General features: G+C 65.5%; 11 protein-coding genes and 1 pseudogene. 9 read left to right on the top strand and 3 right to left on the bottom strand.

All coding sequences use genetic code 11. The features are described from left to right. Together BZL41_RS28340 and BZL41_RS02980 are read left to right on the top strand one after the other, a co-directional pair. Positions 1-237: pseudogene (locus BZL41_RS28340) on the top strand (type IV secretion protein Rhs); the annotation flags it as partial. Beyond that, positions 230-919: a DUF2931 family protein gene (locus BZL41_RS02980; protein ID WP_095597924.1), complete on the top strand. Its 690-nt coding sequence runs from the start codon at positions 230-232 to the stop codon at positions 917-919. The pseudogene BZL41_RS28340 and the gene BZL41_RS02980, both read left to right, overlap by 8 nt. 48 nt (positions 920-967) lie before the next feature. On the opposite strand, the gene BZL41_RS02975 is transcribed toward BZL41_RS02980, so the two are convergent. The 3 genes from BZL41_RS02975 to BZL41_RS02965 all read right to left on the bottom strand — a co-directional run bounded on the left by BZL41_RS02975 (position 968) and on the right by BZL41_RS02965 (position 5,994). Further along, positions 968-2,617, bottom strand: a complete 1,650-nt coding sequence (locus BZL41_RS02975; RefSeq protein WP_095597923.1) for an acyl-CoA dehydrogenase family protein — start codon at positions 2,615-2,617, stop codon at positions 968-970. Then, positions 2,614-3,264 (bottom strand): TetR/AcrR family transcriptional regulator, encoded by a 651-nt coding sequence (locus BZL41_RS02970; RefSeq protein ID WP_095597922.1) that lies wholly within the window; start codon positions 3,262-3,264, stop codon positions 2,614-2,616. The genes BZL41_RS02975 and BZL41_RS02970 overlap by 4 nt, the downstream gene beginning before the upstream one ends. A 336-nt stretch (positions 3,265-3,600) precedes the next feature. Continuing rightward, on the bottom strand, positions 3,601-5,994 hold the full coding sequence (locus BZL41_RS02965; RefSeq protein ID WP_095597921.1) for a hybrid sensor histidine kinase/response regulator: 2,394 nt from the start codon (positions 5,992-5,994) through the stop codon (positions 3,601-3,603). A 245-nt stretch (positions 5,995-6,239) separates the two neighbouring features. Here BZL41_RS02965 and BZL41_RS02960 point away from each other — a divergent pair, with 245 nt between their 5' ends. The 7 genes from BZL41_RS02960 (at position 6,240) to BZL41_RS02930 (ending at position 14,430) form a co-directional block, all read left to right on the top strand. Further along, positions 6,240-7,037 (top strand): hydroxymethylpyrimidine/phosphomethylpyrimidine kinase, encoded by a 798-nt coding sequence (locus BZL41_RS02960; RefSeq protein ID WP_095597920.1) that lies wholly within the window; start codon positions 6,240-6,242, stop codon positions 7,035-7,037. Next, entirely contained in the window at positions 7,034-7,663 is a 630-nt protein-coding gene (thiE, locus tag BZL41_RS02955) for a thiamine phosphate synthase (RefSeq protein WP_095597919.1), read from the top strand. Before BZL41_RS02960 ends, thiE begins: the two co-directional genes overlap by 4 nt. Positions 7,664-7,720: 57 nt before the next feature. Further along, positions 7,721-9,031: a glutamate-1-semialdehyde 2,1-aminomutase gene (gene hemL, locus BZL41_RS02950; protein ID WP_095597918.1), complete on the top strand. Its 1,311-nt coding sequence runs from the start codon at positions 7,721-7,723 to the stop codon at positions 9,029-9,031. A gap of 10 nt (positions 9,032-9,041) precedes the next feature. Next, positions 9,042-9,686 (top strand): hypothetical protein, encoded by a 645-nt coding sequence (locus BZL41_RS02945; protein ID WP_095597925.1) that lies wholly within the window; start codon positions 9,042-9,044, stop codon positions 9,684-9,686. A 91-nt stretch (positions 9,687-9,777) separates the two neighbouring features. Next, complete coding sequence (locus BZL41_RS02940; RefSeq protein ID WP_095597917.1) at positions 9,778-10,326, top strand: tetratricopeptide repeat protein; 549 nt, start codon at positions 9,778-9,780, stop codon at positions 10,324-10,326. 99 nt (positions 10,327-10,425) lie between these two features. Beyond that, entirely contained in the window at positions 10,426-11,442 is a 1,017-nt protein-coding gene (locus tag BZL41_RS02935; RefSeq protein ID WP_095597916.1) for a class I SAM-dependent rRNA methyltransferase, read from the top strand. Between the two features lie 90 nt (positions 11,443-11,532). Next, positions 11,533-14,430, top strand: coding sequence for a DUF748 domain-containing protein (locus BZL41_RS02930; RefSeq protein ID WP_095597915.1), 2,898 nt, complete (start codon positions 11,533-11,535; stop codon positions 14,428-14,430).

Here is a 14,430-nt window from a genome sequence, read left to right as displayed (position 1 = left end):
CAACTGGCCCTGCCCGAGGAACTGAAGCCCATCGCCGCCAAGCTGATGGCCTATGCCCTGGGGCAGAGCCCGAGCCCGGGGTTGACCGAGCGCGAAGAGTCCCTGCTGTACACGCGCTACATTCATCAGTCCGCCCACTGGAATGCAGCCGTGGGCCGGAACGGCAGCGGCCTGGATACGGTCTTCGTCAACCGTCCGGCCGACAACCATCAGCGAGTGATCTCCCCCAATGAATAACACCCGCTTCCTGCTCAATGCCTGTTTGCTGTCGCTGCTGAGTGTGCTCGCCGGTTGCGCCAACGGCCGTGGTCACTCGCTACCCTATGACGCTTGGTTTTTGGGCCTCTTTTCACCTGACTACATGGAAGTCTGGGTCGAAACCGTCGAAGTCGTAGACATTAAAAACCGTGGTTTTCTGGGCGTGATGGGAGGCACGGTCTCGATGGGCTATCCAACGGCGTTCAGCCAAGGCATCCCAACGCGATTCAAGGGCAACCCCAAGGGCTGGCCGAAGAGCCCCAGCGGGGGCGCGGGTAAACATGTCCGCGGTGCTGACCTGCCCCGTGTGATCTATGTGAACTGGCAATCCCTGGTGGAGCCGCAAACTTACGAGGCGTACATCGAGATACCCGAGGAAGCGCGACAACTCATGCTCAAGCGAGAGCAATCCGACTGCAACATGGGCGGTAAGTGGAATACCGATTACCGCGAAACCCTGACGATAGGCTTGGCACCGGGCGGTATCGCCAAGGTCTGGGTGCAGGGCCCCTGCCTCGGCCCCATCGAAGTCACCCGTGTCGTGGGCAAGGTCGATCCGCGTGGGCCGTATCTGGGGCGTTCGGGAGGACGGTACCGCCCGCTCAGCGATATCTCCAAGGCCTATATTGAAAAGTTCGGCGTGCCTTATGGTTCGTGGTAGGGAGAACACCGACGTTCTCCCCGACGCCCAGCCAGTAAGGCAGGCGCATCACACCCGATGCGGCGTACTGCGGGCCACCAGCGCTTCCACATCGATGCCCCGCGGCAGGGTGCCGTAGACCCGGCCGCCCTGGCCCAGACGGCTGGCGAGGAAGGCATCGGATACGGTGGCGTTGCCGGCCTCCAGCAGCAGCTTGGCCTGTAGCGCGATGGCGACGTCCTCGGTGAGCTGGCGGGCGCGGTACTGGATGTCGCCGGTGTCGCGGAACGCCGTCTGCAATTGAGCAATGTGCGCCTTCAGTCGGGCATCGCCGTGACCATCGCCGAGCTCGGCGAACAGGGCATCGAGCACGCCCGGCTCCTTCGACAGCGCACGCAGCACATCCAGGCACTGGACGTTGCCCGAACCCTCCCAGATCGAGTTGACCGGTGCTTCGCGGTACAGCCGCGGCAGGACGGTTTCCTCCACGTAGCCGGCACCGCCCAGGCATTCCGAGGCCTCGTTGATCATCGCCGGAGCACGCTTGCAGATCCAATACTTGCCGATGGCGGTGACCAGACGGGCGAACTTCTCTTCCTGCTCGTCATGGGCATGGTCGAGTGCCCGGCCCATTCGCATCGTCAGCGCCAGGGCGGCTTCGCTCTCCAGTGCGAGGTCGGCGAGCACGTTCTGCATCAGCGGCTGCTCGGCCAGCACCCGGCCACCGACCTGACGGTAGGCACAATGATGGGCGGCCTGGGTCAGGGCCTGACGCATCAGCGCACTGGAGCCGATCATGCAGTCGAAACGGGTCAGCGCCACCATCTCGATGATGGTCGGCACGCCGCGCCCTTCCTCGCCGATCATCCAGGCCAGCGCGCCGCGGTATTCCACTTCGCTGGAGGCGTTGGACCAGTTGCCCAGCTTGTTCTTCAGGCGCTGCACGTAAAACTGGTTGCGCGCGCCATCCGGGCGATGACGCGGCAGCAGGAAGCAGCTCAGGCCTTTCTCGCTGTAGGCCAGAGTCAGGAAGGCATCGCACATAGGCGCCGAACAGAACCACTTGTGCCCGACCAGCTCGTAGGCCTGGCCCGGCCCCGGTATGCCGACCGGATAGGCCTTGGTGGTATTGGCCCGCACATCGGTGCCGCCCTGCTTCTCGGTCATGGCCATGCCAATGGTGACGCCAGCCTTCTGCGCCATCGGCACGTTACGCGGGTCGTACTGGGTTGCGACGATCTTCGGCACCCACTGCTCGGCGATGTCCGGCTGCAACTTGAGCGCCGGCACACTGGCGAAGGTCATGGTCAGCGGGCAGCCCGTGCCGGCCTCGGCCTGGGTGTGCAGGTAGGACAACCCGGCACGCGCCACGTGGGCTCCGGCGCGCGGGTCGGTCCAGGGCAGCGAGGGAATACCGTGTTCGATAGCCGTGCGCATCAGCTCGTGATAGGCCGGGTGGAATTCCACCAGGTCCTGGCGATGGCCGTAGCGGTCGTGGCTCTTGAATTCCGGCTTGTGCTCGTTGGCCAGGAAGCCGGCGGCCATCAGCGGCCCGCCGGCCAGCGCACCGTAAGTATCGAGCCGCTCCTCCGCCCATCCGCCATGGAAGCGTCTCACCCACTCCTGCAGAGGCAGATCCACGCGGTACAGGTTGGCCCCGTCCAGCGGCGGGACCTGATTGAACACATCATGGGTTTCGGCGTACTGGTGCAGGTTCATGGCGTCGGGTCCTCAGGCAGACGCGCGCCCAGGGCGCGCAGGCAGAAAGTGACCAGGGCCTGGCTGACAGCGGCCAGGTCGGGTTGGGAGTGGCCCGCCTCACGGGCCGCACGGGCCGGGGGCGAAAGCGGACCGACCAGGGCTTCGGCGATGGCGCCGACCAGGCAGGCCGAACTCACGCCGAGCAGCGGAGCCTGGAATGCACCGCTGCGCACGCCCTCGTCCAGCAAGTCGCCGAACAGCTCGGCATAGGCCTCTCGGTAGAGCAGACGCTGCTCGTCGACCTCCGGATCGACCGGCTCGGCGATCAGGGCAAAGGCCAGGCGACGACTGTGCCAGGCACGCGCGGCGAACTGCCGGAGCCCCGCGGCAAGGCGCTCCTCCGGGGTTCCCGGACCGCGCAGCACGGCACTCAGCGTATCCACCTCGCGCTGGCTGGCACGGGCGAAGACTTCCGCGGCAAGTTCGCCCTTGTTGCGGAAATGCCGATACAGACTGCCGGTGGCGATACCGACGTCTTCAGCCAGCGCCTGCATGGTGAGGGTAGCGAATCCCCCTTCGGCGACCCGTGCCAATGCGCACTCGAGGATGCGCTCGCGCAGGGCCTGGTCGCGATCGAGTCGGGCGGCGGTGATGCGATAGACCATGTCTGAATCCGAATTCACTGAATAACCTCAGTGAATCACGCTTCAGAGCTTGGAAAAAGTGGGATTTCGGCCAAAAAAGCCGTGCATGCGGCAAAAGCCGCCGCTGTTATCCAGAAAGTCGCCTGAGCCGAGACTCAGAGCTGTTTACGATCTCGCGCGCTAGAGCCATGCAAGACCTCGGCGGCCCCACGAAAACAGGCCGGGCCTCGTAGGTGAGGACGCGCTGGGGCTGCATTCGACTTTACGAGTTGTAAATGCTGGCGATCCAGCAGTTTTACGCAGCAGGGTCGACACGCAGCAGATCGTAAACAGGCTCTCAGGCGAAGCGACCAGCGCTTAGTAGCGTGCTGGCGTACACAGCACCCAATCATGCAGCAGCATCTGCAGGGCCTCGAACTTCACCGGCTTGGCCAGGTAGTCGCTCATCCCGGCGGCCAGGCAGCGCTCCCGGTCGCCGCTGTGGCTATGGGCGGTGATCGCCAGTACCGGCAGGTCCTGGCACTCGGGCAGGAGGCGCAGCGCGCGGCAGGTCGCGAAACCGTCCATGATCGGCATCTGGCAGTCCAGCAGCACCGCATCCACCGGCTCGAAGCGCAACAACTCCAAAGCCTCGGCGCCGTTGTCGGCGGTGCGTACGCGGTAGCCGAGCTTGAGCAGCATGCCGCGGGTCACCAGTTGGTTGATCGCGTTGTCCTCCACCACCAACACGGTGCATTGCTCGGGCCGGCGCAGCGCCTGGCCGCCGGCGCGACGGGGAGGCGGCGGTAACTGCGGGCCGTTCAGCGGCGGCAGACCGAGCACCAGGCTCAGGCGGAAGCGGCTGCCCTGCCCGGCCCGGGATGAATGGCTGAGGCTGCCGCCGAGCAGCTCCACCAGTTGCCGGCACAGCGCCAGACCGATGCCGAGCCCGCCGTATTCGCGGGTCAAGGAGGCATCCAACTGGCGGAACTGTTGGTACAGCGAGCCATCCGTCGGGGTATTGAAGCCGATGCCGCTGTCGATCACTTCGATCTGCAGCGCCAGCGTCTCGCTCGTCGAGGCTTCGCCACGCCCTACCCTCAGGGTCACGCCGCCGTGGCTGGTGAACTTGAGGGCGTTGTCGAGCAGATAACCGAGGCTCTGCGCCAGCTTGCCGGCATCGCCCTGGACGATGTCGGGCAGCGTCTCGTCCAGGTCCAGGGTGAAGCTCAGCCCCTTCTCTCCGGCCCGCGGCGCGAACTGGGCGCGCAGACCGTCGAACAGCGAACGCAGGCTGAACGGTTCGCGGCGCGGATAGAGCTTGCCGGCCTGCAGTTCGGTCAGCGCCAGGATGTCGTTGACCATGCGCATCATGTCACGTGCCGAGCTGGCGGCAGTGCGCTGGTATTGCGCCAGCTCGATATCCATGTTCACGGTCTGCATCAGCTCGAGCGAACCGATCACGCCATTCATAGGCGTGCGCAATTCGTGAGTGACGGTGGCGAGGAACTCGTCCTTCAAGCGGTTGCTGTCGGCCAGCTCCCGGTTCAACGCTTCCAGCTTGCGGCCGGACTCTTCGAGGATACGCGCACGTTCCTCCTTCATGGCGTTGATCCGGTCGGCCAACGCGAGGGACAGCAACCCCACCTCCAGCGCCGAGCCGATCTGGCTGGCGTACATGGTGAGGAACATATTCGGCAGGTAACCCAGCACCATCAGCGTGTTGACCACGCCGCCCAGCAGGAAGGCGGTCCAGGCGAAGATGAAGTAGCGCGCCACCCGCAGGCCGCGCAGCCAGGCGATGATCCCGGCGCTGAAAATCACCACGGTGAACAGCAGCGCCAGGTAGGTGGCGAGCCGCAGGGCTACGGCGTAACTGACGGTGAGCGCCAGCGCCATCACCGCGGCACCGAACGCCATCATCAACAACAGGACGCGGTCGACCCAAGGGCTGTGCTCGCCGGTATGCAGGAAACTGCGGGCGAACTGGCAACCGAACAGCGCCGCCGAGCCAATCAGGAAGGGCGTGGCGGCGTTGGCCCACCAGGGGTTGTCCGGCCAGAAATACTGGATACCGGCACCGTTAACCGAGACTTGGTAGAGGCCGAACGAGGCGATATAGAGGATGTAGTAGAGGTAGCTGGTATCGCGGACACTGAGGAAGATGAACAGGTTATAGACCAGCATCACCAGCAGCACGCCATAGATGATACCGAGCACGTAGATGCGCCCGGGCTGGTCTTCCAGATAGGCGTCCGGGGCCCACAGGGTCAGCGGCGCCTGGATAGAGCCCTGACTTTCCACTCGCAGGTAGAGGCGCTGCGGCTGGTTCGGCTGCAAGTTGAGCTCGAACAGGTAATTGTTCTGCTTGATCTGCCGGCTGGAGAAGGGCAAGGCATCGCCGGTGCGCTGAGCCAGGCGGTATCCGCCCTGGCCGTCCGGCAGGTAGAGGTCGAGGTGGTCCAGCGGCGGGTAGGCCAGTTCCAGCAGCCAGGTGCGCTGGCCGCCGAGGCTCAGCGGACGGTAGTCGAGATCGATGCGCAGCCAGAAGACCGAACGTGAATAGCCGGCATTGAGCACCGGCTGGTCATGGCGACGGAAACTGGATTCCAGCGCCGGCGACGCGATCTCGTCGATGTCGGCACCGCCGCGCACGTCCTCGAATACTTCCATGACCTGCCCCAACGGCAGGCTACGGGTGTTTTCATCGAATTCGACGGCGCCGGCCAGCAGTGGCAGCAGGCCGAATAGAAGGAAAAGGAAATGCCGCATGGAGCCCCACAGGAGGACTGTCGCGCCTCGTCGGAGAGCCCCACTCCCTCCTGCTGACGAGCCACGCAGAGCCTGGTTGTACGAATGCCGCTCACTCTAGCACAGCGGCAAAACAGCTGGGATCGGTGACACAACGGAAGCGAGCGCTACTTCGACTTTCATCTGCGCTTTCGCTCACCGCATGAGGGTGCCGCGCCCATCCGCCACGGTCCCGCATCGGCTGTTTAGTGGTAAGCTCGCCCCCCATGACTACCTCGCCCTCCCGTCCCGTCGTCCTCTGCCTCTCCGGCCACGACCCCAGTGGTGGCGCCGGTCTGCAGGCGGACATCGAAGCCCTGCTCGCGCAAGGCTGCCACGCCGCCCCGGCGGTCACCGCGCTGACCGTGCAGGACACCGTCAACGTTTCCGACTTCCGCGTCCTCGACCGCGACTGGGTACTGGCCCAGGCCCGCGCCGTGATCGCCGACCTGCCGGTCGCCGCGGTCAAGCTGGGCATGCTCGGCTCGGTGGAAATGGTCGATACCGTGGTGGAGATCATGCAGGCCCTGGCCGGCGTACCGCTGGTCTGCGACCCGGTACTGCGTGCCGGCGGCGGCGGCGCACTGGGCAAGGATGACGTCGGCTACGCCATGCGCGAACGGCTGCTGCCCATCGCCCGGATCGCCACGCCGAACCTGCCGGAAGCCCGCATTCTCGCCGAACTCCCGGAGGGTACGGCAGACCAGTGCGCGGAAAAGCTGCTGCCATTCGCCGAGTACCTGCTGATCACCGGTGGCCATGGCGACGAACAGGAAGTTCACAACCGCCTGTACGGGCGCGATGGCCTGCGCGAAACCTTCACTTGTCAGCGCCTGCCCGGCAGCTACCACGGCTCCGGCTGCACCCTGGCCAGTGCCCTGTCCGGCCGCCTGGCCCTGGGTGAGGAGCTGGTCAGCGCGGTACGCTCGGCCCTCGACTACACCTGGCGCTGCCTGCGCGACGCCGAAGCGCCGGGTCACGGTCAATACGTGCCCCGTCGCCTGCCCCTGGATTTCTGCTCATGAAATTGCGCGGTCTCTACGCCATCACCGATAGCCAGTTGCTGACCGACGGCAAGCTGCTGCCCTACGTGGAAGCGGCGCTGGAGGGCGGCGCGCGTCTGCTGCAATACCGCGACAAATCCGATGATGACGCCCGTCGCCTGCGCGAAGCCGAAGCACTGCGCGGCCTCTGCGAGCGTTATGGTGCCTCACTGATCATCAACGACGATGCCGAACTGGCGGCCCGCCTCGGCGTCGGCGTGCACCTCGGCCAGACCGACGGATCGCTGTCCGCCGCCCGCGCACTGCTCGGCCGCCAAGCGATCGTCGGCGCCACCTGCCACGCGCAATTGGAGCTGGCGGAACAGGCAGCCCGGGAAGGCGCCAGCTACATCGCTTTCGGCCGTTTTTTCCAGTCCAACACCAAGCCGGGTGCGCCTGCTGCGACACTCGACCTGCTGGAGCAGGCCCACGCACGCTTCAGCCAGCCCATCGTCGCCATCGGCGGCGTGACCCTGGAGAACGCGCCCGAGTTGATCGCCCGCGGCGCCAGCCTGATCGCGGTGATTCACGCGCTGTTTTCCGCTCCCTCCGCTACCGAGGTGGCCAAGCGCGCCCGCGCCTTCAGCGAACTCTTCCAGACCCCCTGATTCCTGCCACGGTGGAGCCGCGCCACACGCCTTCACCCCTTCTTTCGAGAGGCCCGCATGTCCCGTTCCGAAATCCTTTTCGCCGATGCCCAGAAGCACATCCCCGGCGGCGTCAACTCGCCGGTTCGCGCGTTCAAGAGCGTGGGCGGTACACCGCTGTTCTTCAAGCATGCCGCCGGCGCCTACGTCACCGACGAGGATGACAAGCGCTACGTCGACTACGTCGGTTCCTGGGGCCCGATGATCCTCGGCCACAGCCATCCCGAGGTACTCGACGCGGTACGCCGCCAGCTCGAGCACGGCCTGTCCTACGGGGCGCCCACCGCGCTGGAGACCGAAATGGCCGAGCTGGTCTGCTCGCTGGTGCCGTCGATGGCGATGGTGCGCATGGTCAGTTCCGGCACCGAAGCCACCATGAGCGCCATCCGCCTGGCCCGTGGCTATACCGGTCGCGACAGCATCATCAAATTCGAAGGCTGCTACCACGGTCACTCCGACAGCCTACTGGTGAAGGCCGGCTCCGGCGCTCTGACCCTGGGCGTGCCCAGCTCCCCCGGCGTGCCGGCCGCCTTCGCCCAGCATACCCTGACCCTGCCGTTCAACGACCTGGACGCGGTTGCCGAGACTCTGGCCAAGGTCGGCGGTGAAGTCGCGTGCATCATCGTCGAGCCGGTGGCGGGCAACATGAACTGCGTCCCGCCGGCCGCCGGATTCCTCGAAGGGCTGCGCAGCTTGTGCGACCAGCACGGCGTGGTGCTGATCTTCGACGAAGTGATGACCGGCTTCCGCGTCGCCCTCGGCGGTGCCCAGGCCCACTATGGCGTCACTCCGGACCTCAGCACCTTCGGCAAAATCATCGGCGGCGGGATGCCGGTGGGCTGCTTCGGCGGCAAGCGCGAGATCATGTCGTTCATCGCCCCCCTCGGCCCGGTCTACCAGGCCGGAACCCTGTCGGGCAACCCGCTGGCCATGGCCGCCGGCCTGGCCACCCTGCGCCTGATCAGCCGTCCCGGCTTCCATGCCGAGCTGACCGCCTACACCAGCCGCATGCTCCAAGGCCTGCAGGACCGCGCCGATGCGGCCGGCATCCCCTTCGTTACCACCCAGGCCGGCGGCATGTTCGGTCTGTATTTCAGCGGCGCGGACGACATCATCACCTTCGCCGACGTGATGGGCAGCGACGTGGAGCGCTTCAAGCGTTTCTTCCATCTGATGCTGGAAGGTGGCGTGTACCTGGCGCCAAGCGCCTTCGAGGCCGGCTTCACCTCGATCACCCACGGCGACACCGAGTTGAAGATCACCCTGGATGCAGCCGAACGTGCCTTCGCCGAACTGAAGAAAGCACCGCCGGCCAGCGCCATTCGCTGACGGCATGCCCATGCAATACAGCACGGCCTTGTCCGATGCCTTGCTCGCCCTAGCCTGCCTGGGCGCGGCAGTCTGGCTCGGCAAGGCCCGCTCGCGCTTCGCCGAGACCAACCAGCCGGCGCTGTTCTGTGCCCTGCTCGGTCTTCTGCTGCCCGCGGCGGCGGCTCTCAGCGGAGCGGTCCGTTATGGACTGACTGCGGAATGGCGCGAAGCGCACGTCCTGCTCAGCCAGGCCAGCGCCTTCCTCGGCCTGCCGCTGCTGGGGGCCGCCGCGCTGAGCCTCGGCCGTGGCTGGGCATGGAGCCGTCCGGCCTGGGGTCGGCTGGTTCTCGGCCTGTGCGTGTTCTTCGAACTGGCGCGGCGAATGAATCTGCTGGAGGACTATCGTCTCCTGCTCGATCTGGCCAGCCTGCTGTTGATCCTCTATGCCGGCGCGATCCAGTGGCCGCGCCGTGCCCCGGCCCTCGCCGGAGCCCTGGTCAGCGGCCTGTTCCTCCTGGCCGGGCTGGCAGTCGGCACATCAGGCTTCCTCGGCCCGTTGCGCCGCGTCGACCTGTTCCACCTGCTGCTTGCGCTCGCCTATCCGCTGCTGGCCTGGTTGCTGTCGTCGCTTCCCGGTGCCGAGGCGGCAAAAAGGCCGGTAAAGGCTTTGTAAGGAAGCATCGCCTTATTTCATAATGTGACGGCTGGCGCGTTTCGCCGGCCGGGCCCATCGCCCGCCCTGACCCTGAGGCGCTTCGATCTCCATGAACCGCACCGGCCGCACCCTGACACTGGGCTGCCTGTTGCTTCTTTTGTCACCGCTCGCATCGGCGGGCGGCAACTCCCTGCTGATCCCGGCAAGCGGTCGCTGCGCCCTGAACACGCTGCCCGAAGACCTGCCGGAAGCCCTCGCCGCCTGCCAGGACCTGGCCAGGAGCGGCGATAGCCAGGCGCAGTACGAGCTCGGCCTGTTTTTCTACGAAGGCAAGCAGACGCCACGGGACCTCGACCAGGCTCTGAACTGGTTCGAACAGGCCTCTCTTAAGGGGCATGCCGACGCACAGTTGCGTCTCGGCAGCATGTTCTTCCGCGGCGAAGGCGTGCCGGCCAACAATGTACAGGCGTACATCGTGCTGAAGATGGCTGCGGTGAACGGCTCCGATGAAGCCATGGACGTGGCCGACCGGGTAGCCGCGCAGATGCGCCGGAATGAACTGGATATCGCCAGCCAGGTACTTGGCCAGATTTTCCGCAACTACCTGATCGAACTGCAGACCGTCGACGGCGGCTCGCCTTTCGCCCCGCTGCCCTGAGCGCAAGTGGCACTGCGGTGATCCTCCGTCACGGCAGGCGGCCTGTATGGGCGCCGTTCCCCTGTTAGACTGCACGCCCCTTTTTCCGAGGCGAAGCGCATGCCCTCCTTGAATCAGGCGCTTCGCGCCGCCCTCGCCGCCCGCCGCGACCTGCTGACCGACCTGCACGCCCAAGGCACCGACTGCTACCGCCTGTTCCACGGCAGCCAGGAGGGCGAGCCCGGCCTCACCCTCGACCGCTACGGCCAGCAGTTGCTGGTGCAGAGTTTCCATCAACCGGTCGATCATGCCCGGCTGCCCGAACTGAGCGCCATCGTCGATGAATTCCTCGGCGAAAAGCTGCTGCTGGTCTACAACGACCGCTCCGGCGGCAACTCCCGGATCGACCGCAGTGCCACCAGCCATCAAGCGGAAGCCGAGGCCTTGGATGACCTCGTCGGCCATGAGTGGGGCCTGAATTACCGGGTACGCGGGCGGCACGCCGGGCAGGATCCATTGCTCTTTCTCGACCTGCGCAACGCACGCGGCTGGGTCAAGGCGAACAGCACAGGCCGCTCGGTGCTCAACCTGTTCGCCTACACCTGCGGCGTCGGTCTCTGCGCCGCGGCAGGCGGCGCACGCGAAGTCTGGAACCTGGACTTCGCCGAGGGCAATCTGGCGGTCGGCCGGGAAAACGCCGCCCTCAACCCGGACCTGGCGCCGATGCGCTTCATCCAGTCCGACTACTTCCCGGCGATCCGCCAGTTGGCCGGGCTGCCGATCTCCCGCCGCCACGGTCAGCGCCTTCCCAGCTACCCGCGCCTGGATGAACGCCGCTTCGATCTGGTCTTCCTCGATCCACCGGCCTGGGCGAAAAGTGCCTTCGGCACCGTCGATCTGCTGCGCGACTACCAGAGCCTGCTGAAACCGGCGCTGCTCGCGACCGCCGACGACGGCGTGCTGGTCTGCTGCAACAACCTGGCGAAAGTCCCGCTGGATGAGTGGCGCGAACAGGTGCTGCGCTGTGCCGCCAAGCAAGGCCGCACGGTTCGGGAATGGGAGGTGTTGGCGCCCGCCGCCGACTTCCCCTCGCAAGATGGCAAGCCGCCGTTGAAGACGTTGGTTCTGCGCTTCTGAGCGCGACGCGAAAGGGAGGTCGTCACACAAAGGAACCTGACGTCCGTGCCATACTCCAAGCACTTTTTCGGCGGATGGTTGACGTCGCTTATGACCAAAGGATTGAAACGTACCCTCGGCGGACTGGTGATCGCCGTCCTGCTGTACAGCCTGATCGGCTTCCTGATCCTGCCCGGGGTGGCGTTGCACCTGATCAATCAGCAATTGGCCCAGTACGCCAGCGTACCCAGCCGGCTGGAGCGTCTGGAGTTCAATCCATTCAGCCTGGAGTTGACCCTCTGGGGCCTACGCATCGGCGAAGCCGGCAGCGAACCCCTGGCATTCCAGCGCCTGTACCTGAACCTGCAGGCAGATAGCCTCTGGAGCGGCGCCCTGCACCTGGCGGATATCGAGCTGGACAGCCTGCGGGCCGATGTCCTGTTCGCCAAGGACGGCCGCCTGAACCTGACACAACTGTTCATCTTGCCCGCCAGCACCGAGCCCAAGGCCGACGAGCCGGCATCCGAACCCTTCCCGCTGCGGGTCGGCCGCATCCAACTGGCACGCGGGCGCCTGCACTTCCAAGACCTGCGCCCAAGCGAGCCCATCGAATTCCTCTACGACTCACTGGATTTCGAACTGCAAAACCTCAGCACGCTGCCCGACGACAACGCCGACATGACCCTGGTCGCCACTGGTCCACGCGGTGGGCGGATCGACTGGAAGGGCCAGATCAGCCTCGTTCCGCTGGCCTCCAACGGCGCGCTCAAGGTGACCGATCTCGACATGAAGGGTTTCTGGCCCTACGTGGAGGATGCCGTTCCCCTCGCGCTGGAAAAGGGCAGGCTCAGCCTGAGCATGGACTACCGGGTGAATCTCGCCAAAACCACCCAGGTGCAGTTGGATAACCTCCAGCTCGTCCTGGCACCCTTCGCCATCAAGACGGCGGACGGCCGCCCGCTGCTGCGTCTGGATCGCCTGGATGTGGCCCAGACCTCGGTGGATCTGGCGAAGCAGCAAGTGGTGATCGGCCAGGTCCGCAGCCAGGGCCTGGAAACCTGGGCCGCCCGCGAAGCCGATGGACAACTGGACTGGCAAAAGCTGCTCGCTGAGCGCCGCGGAAAGACCGTTCCCACCGAAGCCAATGGCACGCCAGCCAAGGAACCCGGCAAGCCCTGGCAGGTCTTGCTGCGCGATGCCCAATTGCGCAACTACCGGGCCCACCTCGCCGACCGCGTTCCCACAGATGAGGTCAAGCTGGACCTCGGCCCGCTCAACGTCGATGTGCGCGATTTCGATAGCCTCGGGCAATCGCCGTTCACCCTAAGGCTGGATACCGGCCTCGGCCGCCAGGGCCAGCTCCAGGCGGAAGGCAACGTCCGATTGAGCCCGGTGAGCGCCCAGCTCAAGGTTTCCACCCGTGATATCGATCTGCGTATCGCCCAGGCCTACCTGGCGCCATTCGTTCGCCTGGAACTGCGCAGCGGCCTGTTCGGCAGCGACCTGAGCGTCGATCTGAAAAGCGCCGAACCGCTGGCCTTCAGCGTCACCGGACGAGCCGAAGTTCACCAGCTACACACCCTGGACACGGTGAAAGAACGCGACTTCCTCAAATGGCGCCAACTTTCCCTCGAAGGGCTGGACTACCGTCACGGGGACCAGCTCACCATCGCCAAGGTGGACCTGGCTCAGCCCTATGCGCGCTTCATCATCAACGAAGACCTCAGCACCAATGTCAAGGAGCTGCTGATTCCGCAGCCGGGCAGCCCGGCCCCGACGAACGCGACGCAGCCATCGCCGGCAAAGCCCCTGGGCATTCGCATCGGTGAGATCGTCATTGCCGACGGTTCGGCCAACTTCGCCGACTTCAGCCTGACCCCGAATTTCGCGACGGCGATCCAGCAACTCAACGGCCGCATCGGCACCCTCGACAACCGCCAGTCGCTGCCCGCGAGGGTCGAGGTGAAGGGCCGGGTGGACCGTTACGCCCCGGTGAGCATCCAGGGCAGCCTGACGCCGTTCGATCCGCTGGAGAAACTCGACATCCAGACCAGCTTCAAGCGGGTCGAACTGACCACCTTGACGCCCTATTCCGGCAAGTTCGCCGGCTACCGCATCCGCAAGGGCCGCCTCAACCTGGATCTGCATTACCGCATCGAGAAGGGCCAACTGAACGCCGAGAACCGCGTAGTGCTGGAGCAACTGCAGCTCGGCGAGCGGGTCGACAGCCCCGACGCAGTGGACCTGCCGGTGCGCCTCGCCGTTGCACTGCTGAAAGACACCGAAGGCAAGATCGACATTGCCCTCCCGGTCCAAGGCGACCTCAACAACCCCCAGTTCCGTGTCATGCCGATCGTCTGGCAGACGTTGCGCAATCTGGTGCTGCGAGCGGCCCAGGCACCGTTCAAGTTCGTCGCCGGACTGGCCGGCGGCAGCGACGCGGATCTCAGCCAGGTCAGCTTCGCCGCCGGCAGCCCGGCACTGGACGACGAAGCCCGCAAGACCCTGGATACCCTGGCGGACGCCTTGAAGAAGCGGCCGGCGTTGCGCCTGGAAGTCGAAGGCTTGAGCGCAACAACCAGCGATGGGCCACACTTGGCCGAACAGCGCCTGGAACGGGAATACCGCAGCACCTACTACAAGGTCCTCCAGCGCCGCGGCGACAAGGTGCCCGCCGATGCCGACCAGTTGGTCGTCCCGGAAGATGAGAAAGGCCCGTTGCTGGAAGGCATCTACCGTGCCCGCCTGAAACAGCAGCCCCCAGCCGAATGGGCTGAGCTGAACAGCGAAGAACGTGCGCACCGGTTGCGAGATGGCGTTCTCGCCTCCTGGAGCCAGAGCCAGTTGCTGTTGCGGCAGTTGGCTCAGGCCCGGGCCTCTCGCATCAAGGAATACCTGGTGGACCAGGGTGGGTTGGAGGACGAACGTATCTACCTGCTCGACGTGAGCACTGGCGAAGCGGAAACTGACGGACGGGTTTCCACCCCTCTACACCTGGACAGTGAATGA

It is taken from the genome of Pseudomonas sp. PIC25, from assembly GCF_002286785.1.
Classification (GTDB): domain Bacteria; phylum Pseudomonadota; class Gammaproteobacteria; order Pseudomonadales; family Pseudomonadaceae; genus Pseudomonas_M.
This window is presented reverse-complemented; position numbering and strand designations above follow the sequence as displayed.

Bases quoted from the DNA above. Each gene is read 5' to 3' on its own strand.
- hemL (WP_095597918.1), top strand. From the start codon at position 7,721: ATGTCCCGTTCCGAAATCCTTTTCGCCGATGCCCAGAAGCACATCCCC.
- BZL41_RS02940 (WP_095597917.1), top strand. From the start codon at position 9,778: ATGAACCGCACCGGCCGCACCCTGACACTGGGCTGCCTGTTGCTTCTT.
- BZL41_RS02970 (WP_095597922.1), bottom strand. From the start codon at position 3,264: ATGGTCTATCGCATCACCGCCGCCCGACTCGATCGCGACCAGGCCCTG.
- BZL41_RS02965 (WP_095597921.1), bottom strand. From the start codon at position 5,994: ATGCGGCATTTCCTTTTCCTTCTATTCGGCCTGCTGCCACTGCTGGCC.
- BZL41_RS02960 (WP_095597920.1), top strand. From the start codon at position 6,240: ATGACTACCTCGCCCTCCCGTCCCGTCGTCCTCTGCCTCTCCGGCCAC.
- BZL41_RS02930 (WP_095597915.1), top strand. From the start codon at position 11,533: ATGACCAAAGGATTGAAACGTACCCTCGGCGGACTGGTGATCGCCGTC.
- BZL41_RS02980 (WP_095597924.1), top strand. From the start codon at position 230: ATGAATAACACCCGCTTCCTGCTCAATGCCTGTTTGCTGTCGCTGCTG.
- BZL41_RS02945 (WP_095597925.1), top strand. From the start codon at position 9,042: ATGCAATACAGCACGGCCTTGTCCGATGCCTTGCTCGCCCTAGCCTGC.
- BZL41_RS02935 (WP_095597916.1), top strand. From the start codon at position 10,426: ATGCCCTCCTTGAATCAGGCGCTTCGCGCCGCCCTCGCCGCCCGCCGC.
- BZL41_RS02975 (WP_095597923.1), bottom strand. From the start codon at position 2,617: ATGAACCTGCACCAGTACGCCGAAACCCATGATGTGTTCAATCAGGTC.
- thiE (WP_095597919.1), top strand. From the start codon at position 7,034: ATGAAATTGCGCGGTCTCTACGCCATCACCGATAGCCAGTTGCTGACC.